Raw genomic sequence first — 23,213 nt, 5'->3', positions numbered from 1 at the left:
GCAATATCGATTTTCGATATTGCACGCCTTTCCGTATCTAAATGCCGGCGCTAAGCCGGCATTTTCTTTATGCGCTTTGACCGGCGGCCGGCGCCTCGGCGTCTTTGCGCCTCGCTTGCAGCTTGGCGCCTCCCACCGTGAGGGCGACGACCGCGCCGGCGATCATGACGCAAAGGGATATGACGAAGCCGTGGTTGATCGCGGTGCCGATGGCGTCTTTCAGATAAGCCAGCAAATCGGGAGGCAGCTTGTCGGCCGCGCGGATGACGTTCTCCGGATTGGCGATGGCGGCGACCTGATCGTCGGGGATATGGAATTTCGCCCCGGCTGCGGCGGCTGAATCCTTCAGGTTCCGATTGACGATGACCGCCATGACCGAAGCGCCCATAATGCCGCCGATGTTGCGCCAGAAGCCGACGACGGACGAGGAGATGCCGATGTATTTCGCATCGACGCTCATGGCGATCGCGCTTTGCGCAAGGCTCATAAGCGGCCCGATCACGCCGACGCCGAGCAGGATCATGATGCCGATTACTTCCCAGAATGGCGTGGACGGCGACAACGACATGAGCAGAACGGCCGCCGCGATGCCAAGCAGCATGTTCGCGAACAGGAGCGTTCGGATTTTAAAGACCGAACCGAGGAAGCCCGACAGAATCGCCCCGCAGATGAGCGAAGCCATCATCGGCGTCAGGATGCCGTTCGAGTTGGCGCGGTTCAGCACCGCGACGGCGTAAATCGGCAAATACGTAATGGCCGAGAACATGATCACGCCCTGGCAGAAGCAAAGTATGCTCGTTCCGAGTACGAGGCGGCTGCGGAAAATCGGGAGCGGGAGCATCGGTTCGGACGCCCGGGATTCGACCCGCAGGAACGAGACGGTTCCCAGTGCGGCGAGGACGAACAGCCCGATAATTTGCCAGGAGTTCCAGGCGTAATCTTTGCCGCCGAGCTCGAGCGCGAGCATGAACGAGACGGTGGAGACGATCAGCAGCAGCGCGCCGGCGTAGTCGATTTTCGGCTTGCGCTCCGAACGCGATTCCTTCAGGGCGAAGGAGAGCACAAGGATGGACGCGAGGCCGATCGGCAAGTTGACGTAGAAGCACCAGCGCCAGGTCAGGTTTTCGGAGATGAGCGTACCGAGCTGGGGACCGGCCACCGACGACAGGCCGAACACCGCGCCCATGACTCCAGACAGCTTGGCGGCCTCCTTCGGGTCGTTGAACAAGGTGAAGATAATCGAAAACGAGATGGGGAAAACGGAGCCCGACCCGATCCCCTGGATGATGCGGAACAGAATCAGCTGGTCGATGTTGCTCGCCATGCCGCAAAGCGCCGATCCGACGAGGAACAGCCCGATGCCGATCAAATAAAATTTTTTCCTGCCGAACAGGTCGGACAGCTTGCCGAAAATGAGCATCGTGCTCGTCGCAGCCAGCATATAGGCGGTGAACACCCAGTTGAATTTGTCGAAGCCGCCGATATCCTCAATCACTTTGTTAATGCACGCGGATACGATCGTGTTGTCCAGCGAGGCCATCAAGAGGCCCAGCGCCATCGCAAGGACGATCAATCCCGTTTTGGATTTTCCCGTTGCCATCGTTTTTTCCACTCCGTTTCAGTTTTTCTTTAATCGCTTGCTTGGTCCGCGCTCAGCAGCTGCGCAAGACCTTCCTCCAGCACTCTGATTTTCACTTCGTTCAGCTCGAGCCCCAAATTCAGGCAAATCAACTGGCTCGGCGACATCTCGGGCTTCCAGACGGCTTTTCCTTCCTGCAACTGATGAAGCTCAGTCTTCGTTTGTTCGATCGCCTGCCGAATCCACGCGGCGACCGTGTCCCGTTCCTGATGCTCGCCGAAGAACAGCCGGACCATGAAGTCGGATTTGTAAGCTTCCTTCTCCGGCGGAGAATCCAGGTACTGCCTGAACCGTTCGCGTCCGGCTTCGGTGATGGAGTACACGTTTTTGTTCGGCCGGTTGTCCTGCACGACGCTCTCTTTGACGATATAGCCCGCTTTCTCCAGCTTGCCGAGCGTCGGGTAAATCGTGCCGAAGCTGGCGTCGAAGAAAAAGGACAGCGGCGATTCGAACAAGTGTTTAATTTCGTAGCCGGTCTTAGGGCCGTCAAGCAGCAGCCCCAAAATGACGTCCTGACTGTTCAACGATTGACACCTCTTTTGTTGTTATCTGCGGCTCACGGTTCACATTATATCGACACGATATATATCGAGTCAATATATATTTTCCTCAAGGGTGGAAAAACGGTCGGTTGCCGAGTGCTTTTTTTAGATAAAATATCGGCTATTTTACTAAAGTAAAATTTACAAAAAATAAAACCGTTGATATATTAAGATTTAAGAAAAGGTTTACAGGAGGCCAATAAGCATGATCGGGTTGAAGGAGATAGCCAAACTGGCGGACGTGTCGATTTCCACCGTCTCCAACGTATTGAACGGACGCAAGAACGTCGGCCGGGAGACGAGGGAGAGGGTTTTGAAAATTTGCTCCGAGTACGGCTACACCCCAAGCTCGGCGGCCAAAAAGCAGAAGCCCGGCGCCAGCCGGACGATCGTCTTCGTCTTCAGCGACTTCGACCGCGATTTTTACTTGAAAATTATTCAGGGCTTAAGCGACTGTCTGACGGAAAACGGTTACGACCTCATCATCTGCACGAACAAATCGAGCGGCAATTTCCTGCGCGCCAGCTTCGCGAGCGGGGCGATTATACTTGACGGAAGCATGACCGACGAAGTCGTCGTGTCCGCCGCCTCGTCCGAAATGCCCGTCGTCATGATGGACCGGATTCTCGACAACGAGCGTTTGAACGCAAGCAGCGTCGTCGTCGACAACTATCCGGTCATGTGCGACATGGTGCAGGCGCTTGTCGACAAGGGCTTCCGGAAGTTCGGCTTTATCGGCGGCCTCAGCTTCACGTTGGACAACAAGGAGCGCTTTGCCGGCTTCGCGGATACGCTTGCCCGCAACGGGATCCCGTTCGATCAGAAATATTACTTCCACGGCAACTACCGCGAAAACAGCGGCTATCAGGCGGCCAAGCTCATGCTGCTCAGCAACGACCTGCCGGAGATCGTCGTATGCGCGAACGACAACATGGCCATCGGCGCCATCCGGGCGTTCGAGGAGAACCGGCTTCGGGTGCCGGAGGACGTGTCCGTGACCGGGTTCGACGATTCCGACACCGCCGCCGTCGCGGGGCTGACGACGATCTCGATTCCGCGCTACGAGACCGGGTATCTGGCCGCCAAGAAGCTGCTTGAGCTGATTCAGGGGACGGCGGTCAAGGAGCCGTTCAAAATTAGCGCGTCCATCAAGTGGAGAAAAACGGTTAGATAAATATGGACTTGTTTTACTAAAAATTTTACTTAGAATAATCGTAAAGCGCTGATAAAATAGTATTGACAGCGCTTTATATTTTATCTATGATGGCGATAGAAATGATTTTAAAAGATTTTTACTTAAAACTTCTTGGTTGAGGGGGAGAATGGTTTGAAAAAGGTAAAAAGATTGTCGGTTTTACTAACGGCTACGACGATGGTCGGACTTCTGGCGGCATGCGGCAACTCTTCGGGCGGCAACGCGGAATCCGGCTCGCCATCCGCATCCGGCGCTTCGCCTGCGGCCTCTTCGTCCGCCGCCCCAGAGAAGCTGAAAAAAATCTCGTTGTTCCAATCGAAGGTCGAAATTGCGGAATCGTTGGAAGCGCTAGCAAAGACCTATCAGAAAGAAACCGGCAACGAAGTGGAGGTTTGGGGCTCCGCGGGCGACGCTTACGCGACGCAGCTGCAAGCCAAGCTCGCCTCCGGCGAAGGGCCGACGATCTTCAGCGTCGCGACCGGCGAAGAGGCGGAGAAGTTCAAGTCGTACTACGCCGACCTTAGCAACGAACCGTTCACGAAGGACATCGCGCCGAATATGGCGCTGAAGGACGGGGACAAAGTCGTCGGCGTGCCGTACGGGGTCGAAGGCTTCGGTCTCGTCTACAACAAGAGCTTGGTCGACCCGAAGGACGTAACCGACCTCGACTCGTTCACGAAGACGCTGGAGAAGCTCAAAGCGGAAGGCAAGAACGGCCTCAGCTTGTCCCAGGAAGCCTACTTCCTGATCGGCCACATTATCAATACGCCGTTCGCGCTGCAATCCGATCCGCAGGGCTTCATCGAGAAGCTGAACAAGGGCGAAGTCAAAATGGCGGATACGAAGGAATTCCAGGAGTTCGCGAAATTTATGGAAGCGATTAAAGCGAACACCCCGAACCCGATGGAAGTGAAGTACGATACGCAGATGGGCGACTTCGCAACCGGCAAAACCGCCATGGTCCATCAAGGCAACTGGAGCTACGGCATGCTGAAGGATTACGGCGATCTGGGCTTCGACATCGGCATGATGGCGCTGCCGCTGGCCGGCAACGACAAAATCGCCGTCGGCGTCGCCAGCAACTGGGTCGTCAACGCCAAAGCCGACCCGGACGAGATCAAGGCGGCGAAGGCGTTCCTGAACTGGCTGTTCACGAGCGAAACCGGCAAGAACGCGATCGTCAACGAATTCAAGTTCATTCCGGCGATGACGAATATCGAAGCGACCAACCTGGATCCGCTGTCCCAAACGGTATACGAAGCGACCAAGAGCGGACAGACGATTCCGTGGGCGCTGAACTACTTCCCGCAAGGCATTATCGTCAACGACCTGGCTCCGGCTGCACAGCAATTTTTCCTGGACAAAAATATGACCGGCGAACAGTTCCTCAAGAACCTGGACGCCGCCTGGGCTAAAGGCGCCAAATAATCCGCCGGATTCGGCGGCCGATTTAAAAAACGAAAGCCTAACCCTTCCCATGGCGTTAGGTTTTCGTTTTATCTTCCGGAAAGCGGTGAACCGATGTGTCGACTCGAAAACGAAAAGAGAAAGCATGGTACGCGCTGTTCACGCTGCCGCTGGTGCTGATTTTCACGACGGTGGTCATTGTGCCTTTCCTGATCGGGATCGGCTACTCCTTCGTCGAATGGGACGGCATTCCCGCCAACCCGAAGGTGTTCGTCGGCTTCGACAATTACGCCGAGCTGCTGAAGGACGAACGCTTCCTGGCATCGGCCTGGCATACGATCGAATTTACAGTGCTGGCTCTAGTGCTCGTCAACTTATTCGGGCTGATCTTCTCCCTGATCGTGACAACGAAGCTTCGCGTCCGCAATGCGGCCCGAACGATGTTCTTCCTGCCGAACCTGATCGGCGGCCTCATTCTGGGGTACATTTGGCAGTTTATTTTTACCGATGTGTTCAAGTACGTCGGAGAGAAGACGGGGCTTCAATCGATCTTCTTTAACTGGCTGATCGATCCGCAGTTTGCGTTGTACGCGATGGTCGTCGTCTTCACCTGGCAGATGGCCGGGTACACGATGATTATTTATATCGCCGGCATTCAGGGCATTCCGGACGAACTGAACGAAGCCGCCAAAGTGGACGGCGCCAATCTGTGGCACCGGCTGACGAGGATCGTGTTCCCGCTGCTGATGCCTTCCTTTACGATCTGTCTGTTTTTGACGCTGTCGGGCGCCTTCAAAATTTTCGACGTCAACCTGTCGTTGACCAAGGGCGGTCCGAACAACGCGACGGAGATGTTCGCCATGAACATCTATAATGAAATTTTCGGTTACGGCCATTACGGGCTCGGCCAGGCCAAGGCGATCGTGTTCTTCGTCATCGTGGCCGCCGTCACCTTGACGCAGGTCGTCATCACGAAGAAGAGGGAGGTTCAGTTCTAATGAAGACCATGAGCCGAACGGCGGGCAATGGGCTGCTTGTCTTGCTGGCGCTGGCCTTTCTGTCGCCCATCTACCTGATGCTCGTCAACTCCTTCAAAAACCGGGCGGAGCTGTACCGCAACGCGCTGGCGTTGCCGTCCTCCTTCAGCTTTCAGTATTACGACAAGGCGATGGAGAAAATGAGCTTCTTCACGGCGTTCGGCAACTCTCTGTACGTGACGATCGTTTCCGTCGTCATCGTGGTCGTGTTGGCTTCGATGACGGCCTGGATGCTCGTGCGCACGGACGACAAGCTGAGCCGCATCATCTTCCTCGTTTTCGTCTCGACGATGCTCATTCCGTTCCAAACGCTGATGATGCCGCTTATGCAGGTGATGGACTGGATCCGCACGAATTTGCACATCCCGATGCTCAATACGCGCGAGGGCCTTATCTATATGAACGTGGGCTTCCACGCCAGCATGGCGGTGTTCCTGTATCACGGATTTATCAAGTCCGTGCCGGTCGCCCTGGAGGAAGCCGCTACGCTGGACGGCTGCAGCAAATTCGGCGTGTTCTGGCGCATCGTGTTTCCGATGCTCAAGACGATTACGATTACCGTCGCGATTCTTGACGTCATTGCCATGTGGAACGACTACTTGCTGCCTTCGCTTACGCTGTCGGACAAAGGGCTGCGGACGATTCCGCTGTCGACGTTTTATTTCTTCGGCGAGTTCACGATCCAATGGAATCTCGCCATGGCCGGGCTTACGCTTACGATCATTCCGGTCGTCATCTTCTACATTTTCGCGCAAAAATACATCATTAAAGGCATCGCCGCCGGCGCGGTCAAATAAACGGATCGCCGGGCGGAACAGCTGCCGGGACGAACTAACGGAGGGAACAACGATTGGCGGCTCCAAACAAAAAATGGTGGAAAAAATCCGTCGTCTATCAAGTATATTGGAGAAGCTTTTGCGACTCGGACGGGGACGGGTACGGCGATTTGGAGGGCGTCATCCGCAAGCTCGATTACATTCGGGAATTGGGCGTCGACATCGTCTGGCTGAACCCCGTCTACGAATCTCCCGATCTGGACAACGGTTACGATATATCGGACTATGAAGCCATCATGCGGAAGGCCGGCACGATGGAGACGTGGGAGCGGCTGCTGACCGAGGTTCACCGGCGCGGCATGAAGCTGATGATGGATCTGGTCGTCAACCATACGTCCGACCGGCATCCATGGTTTATCGAATCGCGTTCCTCGCGCGACAACCCGAAGCGGGATTGGTATATATGGAAGGATGCGAAGGACGGGAAGGAGCCGAACAATTGGCGCTCCTACTTCTCGCCTTCGGCATGGGAATGGGACGAGGCGACGGGGCAATATTATTTCCACTCCTTCGCGCCCGAGCAGCCGGACCTGAACTGGCGCAATCCCGAAGTGCGCGAAGCGATCTACCGGATGATGACGTTCTGGCTGGACAAAGGCGTCGACGGCTTCCGTCTCGACGCGATCGCGCTGCTCGCCAAGCCGGATGATTTCCCCGACGCGGATCGGCCGGAGGATATTCGCTACTTGACGAACAATCCCGGCTTGCACGATTATTTGCGCGAGATGAACGAGCGGGTGCTCTCCCGCTACGACGTCGTCACCGTCGGCGAAGCGGCGTTCGTCACGCCGGAGGAAGGCTTAAAGTTTGTCGGCGAAGACCGCCGGGAGCTGGATATGCTGTTCCACTTCGAAATTTGCGACGAAATGCCGGGCTGGGACATGATCCGTTTCAAGCAAATTCAGAGACGGTGGTACGCCGGGCTGTGGGGCAAAGGCACCAACTCCCAGTTTCTGAACAATCACGACCATACGCGGCAGGTAACCCGTTACGGCAACGACGGCCCCTACCGCGTGCAGTCCGCCAAGCTGCTGGCGACGATGCTGCATACGCTGCCGGGCGTCCCCTATATTTATCAGGGGGAGGAAATCGGCATGACCGGCGTGCGGTTCGATTCGATCGAAGACTACAACGACATCGCGATGATCAACCGCTATGCCGAAGAGGTCGGCAAAGGCCGCGATCCTATGGAGGTGTTCCGGGAGCTGCAAGCGTTAAGCCGCGACAATTCCCGAACGCCGATGCAGTGGGACGATTCGCCGAATGCCGGGTTCACTACGGGCACGCCCTGGATCCGCGTCAATCCGAATTACTTGGAGATCAACGCGGCGAAGGACCGGTCGTCTCCGGATTCCGTCTACCGCTACTATCAAGAGTTGATCCGCTTGCGCAAAGAGCATGACGTCATGGCGTACGGCGACTTCGAGGAATGGCCGGAATGGATGGACGACGAGCGGCTGTACGTGTACACACGCTCGCTGGACGGGGTTCGCTGGCTGATCCTGCTGAACCATTCGGACGAGCCCGTCCCGTTCGAGTGGCCGGAGCGCGTCCGCAGCTTGACGTTACGCTTGCTTCTGGCCAACTATCCGCCCCGCGGAGACGAAAGCGAACGCACCGCAACGCTTCGCCCGCACGAAGCGCGCATCTACGAGCTGCTTGACGACGCCAGACGCTAACCAACAAGGCGCTTCTGCTTGCCTGTCCGGCAAGGGGGAGCGCTTCGATTGACTTTGCCCGAAATAATGCTCCTGTATCCCTTGCCTCTATGACTGCCCCAAGTTCCTCAACGTCCGCAATTACCGCCCTATCCCCCTTTTTTCACATTTTGAGGCTTATCCCCGCTGCTCAGTTGGAGTTTAATAATCGTGAGCTCGTAACAACGGCTTTGAGCAATCGACCACCAATAAACCAACAACGCGACGGGACGGGAGAAGCATTGTTGAAGCAGATCCCGGACGATCGAAACGTCGCTGGAAGCGAAGTTGAATCAGAGGCTGGGTGAAAAGGAGCTTGCCTCGCTGGAGCGCAAAGAAGCCGCTGCTCTCCGTAAGGGAGACAACGGCTTCTTTTGCATGTTTTTGTTCTGGTGTGTCAAGGCGGGCTTAGGAGCGGGAACGAATCTCCTGCCGCATGAAGGCCACGTAAGAAGCGGCGAAGGAGAGTGCCGTTTCCGCGACGATGGCGACGACTTGCGGCCAGACGAGCAGCAGGCTTTGACCGAACGAGAGCGGCGCGTTAATCGCCAAATACGCCTGATCCTGCGTGATGAACGGATTCAGCGTCCTCGTATCCGGAAGCAGCAGCGTCGAAGCGGCTTCCTGGAACAAATAGGCGGGCGACAGGCGCGACAGCAGCATGAGCCAGTCCTGCTGGCGAAGAATGGCGTCCGCATTGTTCGGATCGCTAGGCGCCGTTACGTTGCCGATGAGATTGACGATCATGCTGTAGAACACGAGAAAGAAAATCCAGACGGCGATGCCGCTCAAGGCCGAGGTGGCCGCCTGCCGGAAACGCACGGAGAACAGCAGCGACAGGTTGAGCCAAAGGCCGACATAGACGGTCGTGATGAACAGCATGACGATCACTCGCCAAAATTCTTCAGGCGTCGGAGGATAGCCGATCGTGAACAGCCCCATCCCCATGACGAGGAAACCGAGCGAGAAGATGACGACCGCGATCAGCAGCAGCCCGGCGACGAATTTGGCGTTCAGGAAGTCGTCCCGGTAGACCGGCTGCGACATGACGCGGCTCAGCGTGCCTTTGTTCCGTTCGGAGTTGACGCCGTCGAAGCCGATGGCGATGCCGATAAGCGGCGCGAGGAACGACAGGAACGTCAGGAAGTTCGGCAGCGAACCGTCGGATTCCGTAAACATCTTCAGAAACAGAAAGGAAGTCGCATCCGACGACGAGGCGTCCGATTGTCCGTTCTTCAGCGCCGTGACCGCCGCGTAAATAGAGCCTACGCAAGCGAGCGTCACGATGGCGAGCAAAATAATGAACCGCCAGCTGCGGATATGGTCGCCGAATTCCTTCTGGACCATCACCCAGAAGGGCGAGGCCGTGCGGACGGCGCCGTCCCTCTCCTTGCCCGCCGTCCGAAGCTTCTCAATGAACGCGGCCACTGGATTCCCCTCCTTCGAAGTAGCGATGGTAAATTTCGTCCAGGCCGTACCGCATCGGGCGCAAGCCGACGAGCGAGGCGCCGTGTTCGACGACGAGCGCCGCGAGAAGCGGCGTCACGTCGGCGGTGCCGGTCACGCGGACGGTGACGATGCCGGGCGTTCCGGGGGCGGCGCCCCTCAAGGCGTCGGAGTCGACCGTCTCGACGGAAACGACGTGCTCGACGGCCGTCAGACGTTCCGCCAGCCGGTCGTTCCAGCCCGAGACGTCGAGCTCGACCGCATGCGACGGACCGCCGTCCAGCTCGCGGGAGAGCGTATCCAGATCGCCGCAGGCGATCAGTTTGCCCCCGACGAACAGGCCGACGCGGTCGCAAATTTGCTGCACCTGATGCAGGTGGTGAGACGAGAGAAGCACAGTCAGTCCCTCGTTGCGGCTCAGGTCGCGAATGAGCGCCAGCAGCTCGCGAACCCCTTCCGGGTCGATGCCGAGCGTCGGCTCGTCGAGGATGATCACTTCGGGCCGCTTGATGAGCACATCGGCAAGGCCGAGCCGTTGGCGCATCCCCCGGGAATAGGCGCCGGTCCGCTTGCCGGCGGCGGAAGAGAGGCCGACCTTCTCCAGCAGCTCCTCGGCCCGTTCGCGGGCTTCCTTGGCGGGAATGCCGTTGAGGCGGGCGGTGTAAATCAAATTGTCCAGCCCGGAACGGTCTTCGTAGAAGCCGATGTCGTCCGGCATATAACCGACGCGCCGCTTGACGAGCATCGGGTTGCGCGTTGCGTCGATCCCGCATACCGTCGCCGTTCCGGAGGTGGGCTCGGTCAGGCCGAGCATCATGAGAATCGTCGTCGTTTTGCCCGCGCCGTTCGGGCCGAGCAGGCCGAAAATTTCACCGGGCTGGATCGAGAGATCGAGCCCTGCAACGGCGGTGAATTCGCCGTATTTTTTGGTCAACCGCTTCAGTTCGATAACCGCTTGTTCCATCGGTTACCGCCTCCCGTATTTGCGGAACAGCCCGTAAACGCCGGCCAGTACGGCAATGATGATGAGAACGCCGATCCAGCCCCACAGCACCGACGTTTTGACGGTCATGCGGATCGTCGCGTCGGCCGACTTCTCGGTAGCTTGCGCCGTCATGCCGACGACGTAGTCGCCGGACAGCGCCTTGTCGGACGCCTTGATCGTCGCAGTGACCGGAACCGATTGGCCGGGTTTGATGGAAGCGATCGTTTTCGGCTCGAACGTCACTTCCCAGTCCGTCGGCGCGGTGGCCGTCAGGTTGACGTTCGTCAGTTCGGCGGTGCCGGTGTTTTGTACGACCATTTCAAGATTCCGCTTGCCGCCCGCCGTCACGTTGGAGCTCAGCCGTTGGTCGGACGTCGTCAGGGTAAGGCCGTACGTGCCGGTGATGACGGCTTCCAGCGACAAATCCGCGGACGTGCTGCTATTGGAAGCGTGAACCGGAATTTGGTACGTTTGCGCGGCAGCTTTGTCGGACGGCGTGAGCGTAAGCGTGATCGACTGCGATCCGTTCGGATCGATGTCCACGGCCGTCACGTTGTTGCCTCCCACCGAAAACCGCGCATCCCATCCGCTCGGCGCTTCGGCCGTCAGCGAATATTGCTGCTTGCTGGCGGTGCGGTTGCTGAGCGTCAGGTTATAAGTGAAGGTCGAATCGCTATGGCCTTCCATGTTCGGCTGTTCCGCCTTGAACTCCGTTTTGTAGGTGCCTTGCTCCGAGACGTTGATCTTCAAAGCGAGCGAGCCGAAGGTGCCCGCGTTCACCCGCAGCACGTAATCGCCTTTGCTTACTTCGAACGGCACTTGCACGTTCAGGTTGACTGTCTGCGAATCGTTCGGCTTCACCGACACCTGGCGGATCGGATGCCCGCCGGCGGTCAGCTCCGTTTTCCAATCCGAGCTCAATCCGCTGTAGCTCAAATCGGCCGTCTGAATGTCCCCGGTGTCGTTGATCAGATCGATGTCGTAAGAGATCGACTCTCCGGGCGCCGCCGACAGGCTCGTATACGGCGTATACAGCTTGACGCCGCTTGCTGCGAACGCCTGCGACGAAATCGCGAGCAGACTTGCGCACAGCAGCACGGCTAGTGCGGCAAAGCTTTTTTTGAACGGCTTGAACATGATGACAGACCCCTCCCAAGGCTGTTGTTGGATTTCATACGGATTACGGAGGAGAAGGACGAACGGATTTACCGGAAGGCGCTTTTTTTAGATAAAAAATTGCTTAAAAGAACCTTAATGGAACATAAAAAAAATTTGCGACGCATTCCCAGCGTCCAAGGTTTCTGATATGTATAGGGTAAAAGAGGTCGTGAACGGGCGGGGGAACGTCATGAACGCGATGGCTAAAAGCGACAACGATGACTTGGCAAGGTGGCTGAAGGAGATCGGGGAAGGGTCGGCGGAATCGTTCGACCGGCTGTACGAGCGGGTCGTTCCGTGGCTGCTGCCGATCGCTTGCCAGCTGCTCGGGGACCGCATGGAAGCGGAGGACGCCTGCCACGACGTGCTGCTGGCGGTCATCCGGCATCCGGAGCGCTACGACGGCTCGCGGGGAACGGTCGAGGCGTGGCTGGCCGTTCAACTGCGGAGCCGCTGCCTGGACCGGCTGCGCAAACGGAAAAAAGTCGTGCTGCAGGAGCGGACGGAGCCGGACGACGGGTTCGGCCGCCAGGCGCTGTCGCAGCCGGAAGCCGCGGTGCTTGCCCGCATGCAAAGCGAAGCCGTGAGAAGGGCGCTTCAGCAGCTGCCCGGCATGCAGCGGCAGATGCTCGCGGAGGCGTATTTCTCCTCCCGCAGCCAGCGCGAGCTGGCCGAGGATTGGCAGGTGCCGCTCGGCACCGTCAAGTCGCGGGTGCGTTACGGCTTGAACCATTTGCGCAGGGCGCTCTCCAAAATGGGCTGGGCGGAGCCGGAAGGAGGGGACAGTCATGGATGAGCGAAAATGCCGGGTACCGGAAGAATGGTGGATCGACTGGCACTTGGGGCGGCTGCAGCCGGCCGAGGCGGAAGCGCTGGTCCGGCATCGCGACGGCTGCCCCGACTGCGCCGCCAGCTTCCGGCAATGGTCGGAGCTGCTGGGAAGCGGCGAAGCGGCGCGGGAGCTGCCGGAGCGTTCCAGACGGCGGCTGCGCGCGGAAATGCGCATGCGGGGCTTCGTGCGCAGAGCCGTTCGGGCGCTCTCCGCGTTCCGGCTGCGCCGCGCCGCCTGGGCGACGGCGGGTGCCGGGCTGGCGATCGCCGTCTTCGCCTGCTTGTTGTTCGTTAACGAAGATCGGAACCGGACGAAGCTGGAGCCGGAAAAATACGCCCTTCTGCACGAGCCGGAAGGGGCCGAGATCATGAGCCGCCCGGATACGGTCGTTTACTCGATGTCGGACGGCATCGAGCCGCTCCCCGCCGGGGCGGCGAACGCAATCAAGGAGACGGTCTGGATCAACGTGCGGACGCACGAGCTGTTTCTGCTGCTGGAAGGGATGCTCCCCTCGGACGATCTGGACGTGCAGGCATGGGCGACCTCCGGAACCCGGGAGGCCAACCTCGGGCTTCTGCAGTTCCACCAGAACCGGGCGCATTTGTACGCGAGCGGCGTCCGGCCCGAGCTGTGGGATTCGCTGGCGCTTACGATCGAGCCGAAAGGCGGAAGCGTTCGGCCGACGTCGCCGCAGACGGCGGCGCTGCTGCTCAGGAGATAGGAAGAACCGGCGCGACTTCCTTATTTTTGCTTGGCCGCCATGGCGGGGGGAAGCAGATCGATCAGCTTCGCGTCCCCGCCTTTTTGCCGTTTCGCCTGACGAAGCGCATAGCGGATTTCCCACGCTTTGCCGACCCATTGCAGCCGATGGTCCGAAGCATACCGTTTGAGCATTGACATTTCCTCCTGTTCGCGGGCCTTCGCTCGGCCGTTCTTCTTGCAAACGTCCGGACAAGCCTTTATGGTTTACCTATGAGGCTAGAGGCTTTTTCATGACAGGAGGATTTTTTTGATGAGCGAAAACAACGTGACGAACCATCCATTCTACGAGCGCACGGTCGGGACGAAGCCGGTGTTCGCAGGCCGCATGATCTCGCTGCAGGTCGATACGGTTCAGCTTCCGAACGGGGAGACGGCAACGCGGGAGATCGTCCGCCATCCCGGCGCGGTCGCGGTGCTTGCGCTTATCGGGGATCGGATGCTCGTCGTCGAGCAGTTCCGCAAGCCGCTGGAGCGCGTGCAGGTGGAGATTCCCGCCGGCAAGCTGGAGAACGGGGAAGATCCGCTGGAAGCGGCAGTGCGCGAGCTCGAAGAGGAGACGGGCTATAAAGCCCGCTCGATCCGGCATCTGCGTTCGTTCTCGACTTCGCCGGGCTTCGCGGAGGAAGTGATTCATCTGTACTTCACCGACGATCTCGAGCGAGGGGAGGTCCATCTGGACGACGAAGAGTTTCTGACGTGCGAGGCGATCACGCTGGAGGAAGCCGAGCGCTATATGGAGGAAGGAAAAATTTTCGACGCCAAAACGATTTTGGCCGTTTATATGTGGCGCCAGTATGCGCTGACCGGGAAGCTGTAAGGCATGGAGGTGCTGCGATCGATTTACGCGGATCTTCACGTGCACATCGGCTGCACCGACCGGGGCGAACCGGTGAAGATCAGCGCCAGCCGCAACCTCACCTTCCGTTCGATCGCCCGCGAAGCGTCCGAGCGGAAAGGCGTCGGGCTGATCGGCGTCATCGACTGCCATTCGCCCGCCGTGCAGGAGGACATGTTCAAATGCCTCGATTCGGGTGAAATGGAAGAGGCGGAAGGCGGCGGCATCCGGTACCGGAACACCGTCATTCTGCCCGGCTGCGAGGTCGAGGTGATGGAGCCCGGCGGCGGGCCGTTCCATCTGCTCGCCTATTTGCCTACGTTCGATGCCATGCGAAGCTGGACCGAATGGATGGCTCCGCGCATGACGAACGTGCGGCTCAGCTCGCAGCGCATTCGCGCGACGGCTCGGGAGCTGCAGAGCGAGCTGCTCGCCAGGGGCGGACTGCTCGTTCCCGCCCACATTTTCACGCCGCACCGGGGGCTGCTCGGCTGCTCCGCCGACCGGCTGGACGCGCGGCTGGAGCCGGAAGGAATCGCGGCCGTCGAGCTGGGCTTAAGCGCGGATACGGCGATGGCGTCCCGGCTGTCCCAACTCGACCGGTTCGCCTACTTGACCAATTCGGACGCCCACTCGACGGGAATGATCGGGCGAGAGTGCAACGAGCTGGAGCTGGCGGCGCCAAACTTCGCGGAATGGGCCAAGGCGCTGGCGGGGCAGGACGGCCGCCGCATCGCCGCCAATATCGGCCTTCACCCGATGTTGGGCAAATACCATACGACGTACTGCGCTTCCTGCCGACAAGCGGTGCGGGACGAAGCGGAGGCGGAAGCCGTCTGCCCGAACTGCGGCAGCGGCAAGCTCGTCCGGGGCGTGGCCGGCCGGGTGGCGCAGTTGGCCGACCGGGAACCTTGCGAAGGCGGCCCCGCGCGTCCGCCGTACCGCCATCAGGTTCCGCTGTCGTTCTTCCCCGGCGTCGGACCGAAAATGCGCGATCGCCTGCTGACCGAGCTGGGCACGGAGATGGAAGTGCTGTTCCGGCTGCCGGAGGAACGGCTCGCCGAAGTGGCGGGTGAGAAGCTTGCGCGAATGCTCGTGGCCGCCCGCGAGGGGAAGCTCGCCTTCGAATCGGGAAGCGGGGGGACATACGGGCGAATTCGCAACTAGCTTCGGGGAGCGGCGCCGGCTGCCGGCCGGATAGATGGCCGGAGCATGCGGACGGCGCACTCGATCGGCATACGACGGGCATGCGAAGCGGCGCGCGGACGGGCATAATACCGGCTTGTCCGGCATACACATAGGCACCAGACCGGATGCGGTATGCGGACAAGGAGGTAGAAGCCGTGAACGTTCGTCCCTGGAATTTGTCGGCCCGCGACAATTGGAATATGTACTTGTTCATCGGGGTGCTGCTGCTGTCCGGGGCGGTGTTCGGCGTGCTGCTCGTAAGTGCGCTTACGCTGGATCAGCAGCAGGAGCTGGCGGACGAGCTGAAGACGTACTGGACGACGTTCGCTTCGCCTTCGCAAATGGATGCGGGAGCGGCCTTCTGGGACCGTTTTCTCCTGTATGCGAAATGGCTCGGCCTGATCTGGCTGCTCGGCTTGTCCGTCATCGGCCTGCCGTTCGTGCTCGCGCTCGATTTTCTGAAAGGCGTTCTCCTCGGCTTCGCCGTCGGCCTGATCGTCCGGGAGATGGCCTGGAAGGGAGTGGCGGTGTCGCTTGCCGCCGTCGCGCCCCAGAACGCGATCGTCCTGCCGGCGCTTATGATCGCGAGCGTTTCCGGCACCAGGTTCGCCTATTATATCGTGCGCGAACGGCTGTTCCGGCGCAAAGGCCGGCTGCTGCCGCCGTTTCTCGCCCACACGTCCGTCGCCTTGACGATGCTGGGGATGATGGTTTTGGCCGCGCTATACGAGGCTTACGTGTCTCCGTATCTGCTCGAGCGGCTCGCGCCCCACGCGGCTGCCGCGCTGGCGGCGGTGCTGAAAAGGGTTTGACTTCCTAAAGTGCCTCCCCCTATAATGGAACCAAGTGCGCCGAGCGGCCGGAGGGGGAAGACTATGGAAGCCCGAATCGAGAAAATCAAACAGCAATTGCAATCCCAGGGCTACAAATTGACTCCGCAGCGGGAAGCGACGGTACGGGTGCTCCTGGAGAACGAGGAGGACCATCTCAGCGCCGAAGACGTCTTCATGTTGGTCAAGGATATCGCACCGGAGATCGGGCTGGCGACCGTATACCGGACGCTGGAGCTGCTGAGCGAGATGCACATCGTCGAGAAGCTCAACTTCGGCGACGGCGTGGCGCGTTACGATCTGAGACAGGACAACAACAAGCACCATCACCACCATCTGATCTGCGTCCAATGCGGCTCCATGTCGGAGATTATGGAAGACTGGCTCCTTCCGCTCGAAGAGCGGCTGGAGCGGGAGTACGGATTTACGGTGCTCGATCATCGGCTGGACTTCCAGGGCGTATGCGCGAGATGCAACGCCAAAGCCGCGGAAGCGGCGGAGGGAAGCGGCTCCGAAGGGAACGCTTCCGGCGACGACAAATCATCGACATGAGTTGAAAAAAGGGATGCCGCGAAAGCTTCGGAAGCTTTTGCGCCATCCCTTTATCCATATTCGGGCAGCCGCTTTTTATAATAACTTTTGGATCGCGTTCTCGATTTTCTCGGGGGTCACGGCGGGGGCGAACCGCTTGACGACGCGTCCCTCGCGGTCGACGAGAAATTTCGTGAAGTTCCATTTGATCCTTCGCGTACCGAGGAAGCCGGGCGCTTCGTTCTTCAAATAGGTAAACAGCGGGTGGGCGCCGGGGCCGTTGACGTCGATCTTGGCGAACAGGGGAAAGGAAACCCCGTGGTTCAATTCGCAGATTTGCTGAATTTCCGCGTTGTCCCCGGGCTCTTGATTCGCGAATTGGTTGCTGGGGAAGCCGAGCACGGCGAGGCCCTTGTCCGCGTATCGCTCGTACAGCTTCTGAAGCCCTTTGAACTGGGGCGCGAAGCCGCATTTGGTGGCAGTGTTGACGATCAGCATAACCCGGCCTTTGTAAGCGGTTAAGTCGGATTTCGCCCCGCGAATGTCGCTCACCTCGAAATCGTAAATGCTCATGCGCTTTCCCTCCCGGAACATTTATGATACAATTCAATTGTATAAAATATAAATTCGCTGTCAAGAGGAGGCGTGCATGAACGGCGACGAAATTCTGAAGCTGGACAACCAGTTTTGCTTCGCCGTATACGCTTGCGCCCGGGAGATTACGAAGCTTTATCATCCTCTGTTGAAAGAGCTCGGGCTAACGTATACGCAATACGTCACGCTGCTGGCGCTGTGGGAGAAGGACCGGGTGACGGTCAAGGAGCTCGGCGAGCGGCTGTATTTGGACTCGGGAACGCTGACGCCGCTGCTCAAAAAGCTGGAAACGGCGGGCTACGTGACGCGCTCCCGCGATCCGGACGACGAGCGGAACGTGCGGATCGCGCTGACGGAAGAAGGCCGGGCGCTCAAGCGTAAGGCGTGCTCGATTCCGGAGCGGATGTTCGCCCAGTCCGGCGCCACGTACGAGGAAGTCGTCGCGGTCCGCGAGCAGATGACGGCTTTGCTGCGCAAAATCCATCGCCAGAACGAACAGGAGGAGAACTGACATGTCCATCTACGATTATCACAAAGTCCGCACGTTGTCCGGCAAGCCCGCCGATTTGGGCGCTTACGAAGGGAAAGTGCTCGTCATCGTCAACACGGCGAGCAAATGCGGCTTCACCCCGCAATATGCCGATCTGCAAAAGCTGTACGACAAATACAAGGACCGGGGGCTGGAAATTCTCGGCTTCCCGTGCAATCAGTTCGGCGAACAGGAGCCCGGGAGCGCTTCCGACGTGCAGCATTTCTGCGAGATCAATTACGGCGTGACGTTTCCTCTGTTCGAGAAGACGCTCGTCCGCGGTCCGCACGCCCATCCGTTGTTCCGCTACCTGACGGAACAGGCTCCGTTCGAAGGCTTCGACACGAGCTCGGCGAGCGGCAAAATGCTGCATGCCTTCCTGTCCGAGAAACTGCCGGAATACTTGGAAGGCAACGACATCAAATGGAACTTCACGAAGTTTCTGATCGACCGCGAAGGGAACGTCGTCCGCCGCTTCGAATCGCCGGTCGAGCCGCTCGACATGGAGCCCGCGATCGAAGCGCTGCTCTAACCGCAGCCGGAAGCGCGAGAGGCTGTCCCGGACGGTCCGGTCGGACCGGGGGACAGCCTCGTCTTATTTCGCGGTGCCGGAGGAACCGCGCCGCGCAGCAGGGCGGATCCGCCCGTCACGTGGGACGCGGACATCGAAGTTCCGGACAGCCGGGCGTATCCGCCGTTCAGCCCGGTCGAGAGGATGTTCACGCCCGGAGCGGCCACGGCGATGCCGTTGCCGCGGCTCGAGAACGACGCGGCCCGGTTGGCGCGCGTCGTGGCGGCGACGGCGAGCGTCTCGGGATAGCGCGCCGGGGCGTCGAGGCCGCTGCTCTGCCGGCCGCTGTTGCCGGCCGAGGCGACGAGCACGATGCCGTGACGCCGCGCTCTGCGCACCGCCTCGCGCAGCGACCGGCATGCCGAAGCTCATGTTGATGACGCGGATGCCGTTGGCGATGCACCAATCGATGCCTTCCACGATGTCGGCGACGAAGCCCGAACCGTTGCGGTCGAGCGCTTTGACCGCATAGAGACCGGCATCCGGCGCGTTGCCGTAAATCCGCTTGCGTCCGGTGGCGGCCGCGATGCCGGCGACGAGCGTGCCGTGGCCGTTGTCGCCGGCGAACGAAGCCCCTCCGATCGTGTTGACTCCGCCCGCGATCTTTAGATCCGGGTGCCTCGCGATGCCCGTGTCGATGATCGCGATTTTAACGCCGCCCCCGCGTGTCCGGCTCCAGACCGGAGGGAACTTGACGCGGCAGACGTTCCACGGCGCCTTGGGCGGGCAATCGGCTTTGACGGCGGCGCGGCGGGGGACGGTTCGGACGGCTCGGACCGTACCGAGGCCGTGCGCGGATACTTTGACGTCCTTCTCTACGTAGGCGACGTGGGGATGGGATTTGAGCCGGCACCACGTTTGGCGTTTGTCCGCATGGCAGCAGATGAGCCGCAGGGCGCGGGACGACTTGACCGGCTTCACGCCGAGCGCCGACAGTCGGCGCAGGCATTTCCGATACGCATCTGCGCTCTTGAACGCGACGATGCGCCGCTCGGTGCCGCTTGCCGCCTTCGGCCGGACGGATCGGGAAAGCACATGCTCCACGGGTTTCATTGTTGCGCAACTCTCCCTCGGGCTGAAGGTTTGGGCGGAACTAGGCCATCCCTATAGCAATGTATGGACGAAGGCGGAGCGGCGTGCATCCGCCGCGTCTTCCGGCTTCGCCATTTTCGCCGGTCCCGTCGGGGCATGTTCCCGGCTCTGTCCACATATCGTGTAGTAAGATTAGCGGACGGAGGAGAACGTCATGGGACAACCCGGCGGAAGCAAATGGCTGGAACGGCTGCAGTTTACGCTTCTTTTTCTCGTGCTGACGGTCATGGTGCATCATGTGTTCGGGTGGATGCAGGATTGGCTCGAACCGATCGACCCCTATAAGGTGCCGGAAGGCAACGCGGCCAAAGTGTTTCAGGCGGGCGGGGAGACGGGGGCCGCCGGCGATTGGGGAGACCGGCTGAAGCTGTTTTTATGGCTGGGCGAATGAGCGGTTCGGCAGGATTCGGAGGTTCGGACGTGGAATAGAAAATTCGGGAAGCTTTACGAAAGACGAGAGGATTTGGCTTTTTGATGGACAGAAGCGTTGCCTTGTTTATCGAGCATTTGCGGGAACGCCGGCTGGCACCCAATACGGTCGAGAGCTACAGGCGGGATCTGGCCGATATGATCCGGGCCATGGCGGAGCTGGGGATTGACGGCCCCGAACAGGTGAGGCCCCATCATCTGTCGGCCTACTTGCTGAAGCTTCGCGGCATGTCCCGGTCCAATGCGACGGTGTCGCGAAGGCTGGTGAGCATTCGGGGATTTTTTCAGTATCTGGTCTCGCAGCGGACGATCGCCGACAACCCCGCACTTGCGCTGGAAGCGCCGAAGCCCGAGCGCAAACCGCCCCGCGTGCTGTCCGAAGCCGACGTGGACAAGCTGCTCGAGGCGCCGCGAACCGATACGGCGGCCGGCGTTCGCGACCGGGCCATGCTGGAGGCGCTGTACGCGTCCGGGCTGCGAGTGTCGGAGCTGCTCTCGCTCGACGTCGAACATGTGCGGACGGAGCTCGGGCTTCTCGTCTGCACGGGGCCCGGCGGCAAGGAGCGCATGGTGCCGATCGGTTCCCTCTGTTCGGAATGGATGGTAAAATATATGCAAGAAGCGAGGCCTCAACTGCTGAAGGAAGACAAGGCGGAACCGGCGCTGTTCCTGAGCCATCTCGGCGGCCGGATGACGCGGCAAGGGTTCTGGAAGCGAATCAAGCAGCTCGCCAAGGACGCCGGCGTGGGCGAGGAGATCGCGCCCCATACGCTGAGGCACTCCTTTGCCGTCCATCTGCTTGCAGGCGGAGCGGATTTGCGGTCCGTGCAGGAAATGCTCGGCCACGCGAATCCGGCGTCGACGCAAATCTACCAGCCGGCAGCGAAGACCCGCCTCAAGGAAGTTTACGAACGTGCGCACCCGAGATCGCGCAAAGGTCGATAGGAGGATGGCGCCATGGCATTTCGTCGAATAACCGTGATCGTGCTTGACAGCGTCGGCATCGGAGAGCTTCCGGATGCCGCAAGCTACGGAGACAAGGGCGCCCATACGCTCGGCCATATCGCGGCCGCGGCGCCCGATCTGCAGCTGCCGAATTTAAGGAAGCTGGGGCTGGCCAATATCGCGCCGATCGGCGATTGGCCGGAAGAGAGCGCCCCGACGGCCTATTACGGCAAAATGGCCGAAATCTCGGCCGGCAAAGACACGATGACCGGCCACTGGGAGCTGATGGGGCTGAAGGTGTCCAAGCCGTTCCGCACGTTCCCGAACGGCTTCCCCGACGCGCTCATCGCCGCGTTCGAAGCCGAGACGGGACGGCCGGTCATCGGGAACAAGCCGGCTTCGGGAACCGAAATTTTGGACGAGCTCGGCGAGGAGCAAATGCGCAGCGGAGCGTGGATCGTGTACACGTCGGCGGACAGCGTGTTTCAGATCGCCGCGCACGAAGACGTCATTCCGCTGGAGGAGCTGTACAACGGCTGCCGCATCGCCCGCAGGCTGACGCTGAAGGACGAATTTTCCGTCGGCCGCGTCATCGCAAGACCTTACATAGGCAAGCCGGGCGCGTTCGAGCGGACGCCGAACCGGCACGATTACGCGCTGAAGCCGCCGCAGCCGACGGTGCTGAACGCCTTGAAGCAAGGCGGCTTCGAGGTGGCGGCGGTCGGGAAGATCAACGATATTTTCAGCGGCGAGGGCATCACCCGCGCGATTCCGACGAAGAGCAACGCGCACGGGATCGAAGCGACGCTGGAGCAGCTCGGCCGCTCCTTCGAGGGGCTGCTGTTCACCAATTTGGTCGATTTCGACTCGCTGTACGGCCACCGCCGCGACCCGGCCGGTTACGCCCGGGCGCTCGAGGCGTTCGACCGGGCGGTGCCGCGCTTGCTGGAACGGCTCGGGCCGGACGATCTGCTCGTCATTACGGCGGACCACGGCAACGATCCCGTTCATGCCGGTACCGACCATACGAGGGAATACGTCCCCGTGCTGGCGTACAGCCCTTCGTTCGCCGCGGGCGGGAGCCTCGGCGTTCGCGACACGTACGCCGATCTCGCCGCCACGATCGCGGACAATTTCAAGGTGAAGGGGACCGGCATCGGCAGCAGCTTTTTATCCGTATTGCACTAGAGACAGGAGGGAGTGTCGGGATGGCCATGCAGACGAAGCAGATGATCGAAGAGGCGGCGGCCTATATCGCCGCGCTGACGCCGAATAAGCCCGAGATCGGGCTTATTCTCGGCTCGGGACTCGGCGTTATCGGGGACGAAGTCGAGGAAGGGGTCACGATTCCTTACGGAGATATCCCCCATTTTCCGGTGTCGACGGTCGAGGGACATGCGGGCGAGCTTGTCGTCGGGCGGCTCCAGGGCCGCGTCGTCGCGCTCATGCGGGGGCGGTTCCATATGTACGAAGGGTACGAGCCGGAGCGGACGGCGCTTCCCGTTCGCGTCATGAAGCAGCTCGGCGCCCGCTCGCTGCTCGTCACGAACGCCGCCGGCGGCATCAATCTGGATTTCGCTTCGGGCAATCTGATGCTGATCTCCGACCATCTCAATCTGACGGGGCGCAATCCGCTCGTCGGGCCGAACGACAACGCGCTCGGCATCCGCTTCCCGGACATGTCCGACGCGTATTCCCGGCGGCTGCGCGCGATCGCGAAGGAGACGGCCGCCGAGCTCGGCTTGACGCTTCGGGAAGGCGTCTATGCCGGCTTGCTCGGTCCCAACTACGAGACGCCGGCCGAAATCCGCATGCTGCGCGTGCTCGGCGCCGACGCCGTCGGCATGTCGACGGTGCCGGAAGTCATCGTCGCCCGCCACGCGGGAATGGAAGTCGTCGGCATCTCCTGCATCACGAACATGGCCGCGGGCATTCTCGACCAGCCGCTCTCGCACGAGGAAGTGATGGAGACGACCGAACGGGTCAAGTCGCAATTCGTGTCGCTCGTGCTGGCGCTGTTGCCGAAGCTGTAGCCGCTGCAGCGGGAGCGGAACGGGGCGTCCGGAGCTTGATCTTCAGCCGGGCCTGCCCGGCTGCCGTTCGGTTGGCGTCGCCGCGGAACATAGAGAACAA

Annotated in this window: 24 protein-coding genes and 1 pseudogene; 17 read left to right on the top strand and 8 right to left on the bottom strand. The window is 60.2% G+C overall.

The annotated features are described in order from the left end of the window. Positions 1-67: 67 nt before the first annotated feature. A complete protein-coding gene (locus G485_RS0118480) occupies positions 68-1,600 on the bottom strand; it encodes a DHA2 family efflux MFS transporter permease subunit (RefSeq protein WP_027093734.1) in 1,533 nt (510 codons plus the stop codon). A 29-nt stretch (positions 1,601-1,629) separates the two neighbouring features. After that, a complete protein-coding gene (locus G485_RS0118475) occupies positions 1,630-2,163 on the bottom strand; it encodes a PadR family transcriptional regulator (RefSeq protein ID WP_027093733.1) in 534 nt (177 codons plus the stop codon). Positions 2,164-2,386: 223 nt separating this feature from the next. Between G485_RS0118475 and G485_RS0118470 the strand changes: the two genes are divergently transcribed. From G485_RS0118470 to G485_RS0118450, 5 genes are all read left to right on the top strand, one after another. Further along, on the top strand, positions 2,387-3,355 hold the full coding sequence (locus G485_RS0118470) for a LacI family DNA-binding transcriptional regulator (RefSeq protein ID WP_027093732.1): 969 nt from the start codon (positions 2,387-2,389) through the stop codon (positions 3,353-3,355). A 153-nt stretch (positions 3,356-3,508) separates the two neighbouring features. Next, a complete protein-coding gene (locus tag G485_RS0118465) occupies positions 3,509-4,804 on the top strand; it encodes a sugar ABC transporter substrate-binding protein (protein WP_027093731.1) in 1,296 nt (431 codons plus the stop codon). Positions 4,805-4,899: 95 nt separating this feature from the next. Then, on the top strand, positions 4,900-5,781 hold the full coding sequence (locus G485_RS0118460) for a carbohydrate ABC transporter permease (RefSeq protein ID WP_027093730.1): 882 nt from the start codon (positions 4,900-4,902) through the stop codon (positions 5,779-5,781). After that, positions 5,781-6,617, top strand: coding sequence for a carbohydrate ABC transporter permease (locus G485_RS0118455; RefSeq protein ID WP_027093729.1), 837 nt, complete (start codon positions 5,781-5,783; stop codon positions 6,615-6,617). The genes G485_RS0118460 and G485_RS0118455 overlap by 1 nt, the downstream gene beginning before the upstream one ends. A 53-nt stretch (positions 6,618-6,670) precedes the next feature. After that, the gene (locus G485_RS0118450; protein ID WP_027093728.1) at positions 6,671-8,335 is read left to right on the top strand and encodes a glycoside hydrolase family 13 protein; all 1,665 of its coding nucleotides are present in this window, start codon (positions 6,671-6,673) and stop codon (positions 8,333-8,335) included. Between the two features lie 426 nt (positions 8,336-8,761). On the opposite strand, the gene G485_RS0118445 is transcribed toward G485_RS0118450, so the two are convergent. The 3 genes from G485_RS0118445 to G485_RS0118435 are packed head-to-tail and all read right to left on the bottom strand — an operon-like array spanning position 8,762 to position 11,921. Continuing rightward, positions 8,762-9,781 carry an ABC transporter permease gene (locus G485_RS0118445; protein WP_338027761.1) on the bottom strand — a complete coding sequence of 340 codons (1,020 nt, stop codon included), beginning with the start codon at positions 9,779-9,781 and terminating at the stop codon, positions 8,762-8,764. Next, positions 9,765-10,763, bottom strand: a complete 999-nt coding sequence (locus G485_RS0118440) for an ABC transporter ATP-binding protein (protein ID WP_027093726.1) — start codon at positions 10,761-10,763, stop codon at positions 9,765-9,767. The genes G485_RS0118445 and G485_RS0118440 overlap by 17 nt, the downstream gene beginning before the upstream one ends. Before the next feature lie 3 nt (positions 10,764-10,766). Beyond that, positions 10,767-11,921, bottom strand: coding sequence for a COG1470 family protein (locus G485_RS0118435; RefSeq protein WP_027093725.1), 1,155 nt, complete (start codon positions 11,919-11,921; stop codon positions 10,767-10,769). 211 nt (positions 11,922-12,132) lie between these two features. On the opposite strand from G485_RS0118435, the gene G485_RS0118430 reads away from it, so the two are divergent. Both G485_RS0118430 and G485_RS0118425 read left to right on the top strand, forming a co-directional pair. Further along, positions 12,133-12,738 carry an RNA polymerase sigma factor gene (locus G485_RS0118430; protein WP_051318397.1) on the top strand — a complete coding sequence of 202 codons (606 nt, stop codon included), beginning with the start codon at positions 12,133-12,135 and terminating at the stop codon, positions 12,736-12,738. After that, positions 12,731-13,495, top strand: a complete 765-nt coding sequence (locus G485_RS0118425; RefSeq protein ID WP_027093723.1) for an anti-sigma factor domain-containing protein — start codon at positions 12,731-12,733, stop codon at positions 13,493-13,495. The genes G485_RS0118430 and G485_RS0118425 overlap by 8 nt, the downstream gene beginning before the upstream one ends. Before the next feature lie 20 nt (positions 13,496-13,515). On the opposite strand, the gene mciZ is transcribed toward G485_RS0118425, so the two are convergent. Next, a complete protein-coding gene (gene mciZ, locus G485_RS30120; RefSeq protein ID WP_169732344.1) occupies positions 13,516-13,668 on the bottom strand; it encodes a Z-ring formation inhibitor MciZ in 153 nt (50 codons plus the stop codon). A 118-nt stretch (positions 13,669-13,786) separates the two neighbouring features. Between mciZ and G485_RS0118415 the strand changes: the two genes are divergently transcribed. The 4 genes from G485_RS0118415 to fur all read left to right on the top strand — a co-directional run bounded on the left by G485_RS0118415 (position 13,787) and on the right by fur (position 16,941). Next, positions 13,787-14,353, top strand: a complete 567-nt coding sequence (locus tag G485_RS0118415; RefSeq protein ID WP_027093722.1) for an NUDIX domain-containing protein — start codon at positions 13,787-13,789, stop codon at positions 14,351-14,353. A 3-nt stretch (positions 14,354-14,356) separates the two neighbouring features. Next, positions 14,357-15,538 (top strand): endonuclease Q family protein, encoded by a 1,182-nt coding sequence (locus tag G485_RS0118410; protein ID WP_027093721.1) that lies wholly within the window; start codon positions 14,357-14,359, stop codon positions 15,536-15,538. Between the two features lie 176 nt (positions 15,539-15,714). Next, a complete protein-coding gene (gene spoIIM, locus G485_RS0118405) occupies positions 15,715-16,371 on the top strand; it encodes a stage II sporulation protein M (protein WP_027093720.1) in 657 nt (218 codons plus the stop codon). Positions 16,372-16,434: 63 nt separating this feature from the next. Next, the gene (gene fur / locus G485_RS0118400; protein ID WP_027093719.1) at positions 16,435-16,941 is read left to right on the top strand and encodes a ferric iron uptake transcriptional regulator; all 507 of its coding nucleotides are present in this window, start codon (positions 16,435-16,437) and stop codon (positions 16,939-16,941) included. A gap of 75 nt (positions 16,942-17,016) precedes the next feature. Here fur and G485_RS0118395 read toward each other — a convergent pair whose 3' ends face one another. Continuing rightward, positions 17,017-17,493 (bottom strand): glutathione peroxidase, encoded by a 477-nt coding sequence (locus G485_RS0118395; protein WP_027093718.1) that lies wholly within the window; start codon positions 17,491-17,493, stop codon positions 17,017-17,019. 76 nt (positions 17,494-17,569) lie between these two features. Between G485_RS0118395 and G485_RS0118390 the strand changes: the two genes are divergently transcribed. Together G485_RS0118390 and G485_RS0118385 are read left to right on the top strand one after the other, a co-directional pair. After that, positions 17,570-18,025 (top strand): MarR family winged helix-turn-helix transcriptional regulator, encoded by a 456-nt coding sequence (locus G485_RS0118390; RefSeq protein WP_027093717.1) that lies wholly within the window; start codon positions 17,570-17,572, stop codon positions 18,023-18,025. 1 nt (position 18,026) lies between these two features. Next, the gene (locus tag G485_RS0118385; RefSeq protein WP_027093716.1) at positions 18,027-18,575 is read left to right on the top strand and encodes a glutathione peroxidase; all 549 of its coding nucleotides are present in this window, start codon (positions 18,027-18,029) and stop codon (positions 18,573-18,575) included. Here the strand turns inward: G485_RS0118385 and G485_RS27280 are convergent. Beyond that, positions 18,572-19,667: pseudogene (locus tag G485_RS27280) on the bottom strand (S8 family peptidase). The gene G485_RS0118385 and the pseudogene G485_RS27280 sit on opposite strands and share 4 nt — an antisense overlap. Before the next feature lie 193 nt (positions 19,668-19,860). Between G485_RS27280 and G485_RS0118375 the strand changes: the two are divergent. The 4 genes from G485_RS0118375 (at position 19,861) to G485_RS0118360 (ending at position 23,113) form a co-directional block, all read left to right on the top strand. Further along, complete coding sequence (locus G485_RS0118375; RefSeq protein ID WP_027093715.1) at positions 19,861-20,097, top strand: DUF4227 family protein; 237 nt, start codon at positions 19,861-19,863, stop codon at positions 20,095-20,097. A gap of 83 nt (positions 20,098-20,180) precedes the next feature. Next, positions 20,181-21,080, top strand: coding sequence for a site-specific tyrosine recombinase XerD (gene xerD / locus G485_RS0118370; protein WP_027093714.1), 900 nt, complete (start codon positions 20,181-20,183; stop codon positions 21,078-21,080). Positions 21,081-21,092: 12 nt separating this feature from the next. Next, positions 21,093-22,268, top strand: coding sequence for a phosphopentomutase (locus tag G485_RS0118365; RefSeq protein WP_027093713.1), 1,176 nt, complete (start codon positions 21,093-21,095; stop codon positions 22,266-22,268). A gap of 20 nt (positions 22,269-22,288) precedes the next feature. Continuing rightward, entirely contained in the window at positions 22,289-23,113 is an 825-nt protein-coding gene (locus tag G485_RS0118360) for a purine-nucleoside phosphorylase (RefSeq protein ID WP_027093712.1), read from the top strand. Positions 23,114-23,213: the final 100 nt, after the last annotated feature.

Source organism: Cohnella thermotolerans DSM 17683 (assembly GCF_000429825.1).
GTDB lineage: Bacteria > Bacillota > Bacilli > Paenibacillales > Paenibacillaceae > Cohnella > Cohnella thermotolerans.
The sequence above is the reverse complement of the archived record's forward strand: the minus strand, read 5'-3'. Positions and strand labels throughout refer to the sequence as shown.

Bases quoted from the DNA above. Each gene is read 5' to 3' on its own strand.
- G485_RS0118425 (WP_027093723.1), top strand. From the start codon at position 12,731: ATGGATGAGCGAAAATGCCGGGTACCGGAAGAATGGTGGATCGACTGG.
- G485_RS0118365 (WP_027093713.1), top strand. From the start codon at position 21,093: ATGGCATTTCGTCGAATAACCGTGATCGTGCTTGACAGCGTCGGCATC.
- G485_RS0118415 (WP_027093722.1), top strand. From the start codon at position 13,787: ATGAGCGAAAACAACGTGACGAACCATCCATTCTACGAGCGCACGGTC.
- G485_RS0118435 (WP_027093725.1), bottom strand. From the start codon at position 11,921: ATGTTCAAGCCGTTCAAAAAAAGCTTTGCCGCACTAGCCGTGCTGCTG.
- G485_RS0118395 (WP_027093718.1), bottom strand. From the start codon at position 17,493: ATGAGCATTTACGATTTCGAGGTGAGCGACATTCGCGGGGCGAAATCC.
- G485_RS0118480 (WP_027093734.1), bottom strand. From the start codon at position 1,600: ATGGCAACGGGAAAATCCAAAACGGGATTGATCGTCCTTGCGATGGCG.
- G485_RS0118410 (WP_027093721.1), top strand. From the start codon at position 14,357: ATGGAGGTGCTGCGATCGATTTACGCGGATCTTCACGTGCACATCGGC.
- G485_RS0118385 (WP_027093716.1), top strand. From the start codon at position 18,027: ATGTCCATCTACGATTATCACAAAGTCCGCACGTTGTCCGGCAAGCCC.
- fur (WP_027093719.1), top strand. From the start codon at position 16,435: ATGGAAGCCCGAATCGAGAAAATCAAACAGCAATTGCAATCCCAGGGC.
- mciZ (WP_169732344.1), bottom strand. From the start codon at position 13,668: ATGCTCAAACGGTATGCTTCGGACCATCGGCTGCAATGGGTCGGCAAA.
- G485_RS0118375 (WP_027093715.1), top strand. From the start codon at position 19,861: ATGGGACAACCCGGCGGAAGCAAATGGCTGGAACGGCTGCAGTTTACG.
- G485_RS0118470 (WP_027093732.1), top strand. From the start codon at position 2,387: ATGATCGGGTTGAAGGAGATAGCCAAACTGGCGGACGTGTCGATTTCC.
- G485_RS0118455 (WP_027093729.1), top strand. From the start codon at position 5,781: ATGAAGACCATGAGCCGAACGGCGGGCAATGGGCTGCTTGTCTTGCTG.
- G485_RS0118390 (WP_027093717.1), top strand. From the start codon at position 17,570: ATGAACGGCGACGAAATTCTGAAGCTGGACAACCAGTTTTGCTTCGCC.
- xerD (WP_027093714.1), top strand. From the start codon at position 20,181: ATGGACAGAAGCGTTGCCTTGTTTATCGAGCATTTGCGGGAACGCCGG.
- G485_RS0118360 (WP_027093712.1), top strand. From the start codon at position 22,289: ATGGCCATGCAGACGAAGCAGATGATCGAAGAGGCGGCGGCCTATATC.
- G485_RS0118430 (WP_051318397.1), top strand. From the start codon at position 12,133: ATGAACGCGATGGCTAAAAGCGACAACGATGACTTGGCAAGGTGGCTG.
- G485_RS0118440 (WP_027093726.1), bottom strand. From the start codon at position 10,763: ATGGAACAAGCGGTTATCGAACTGAAGCGGTTGACCAAAAAATACGGC.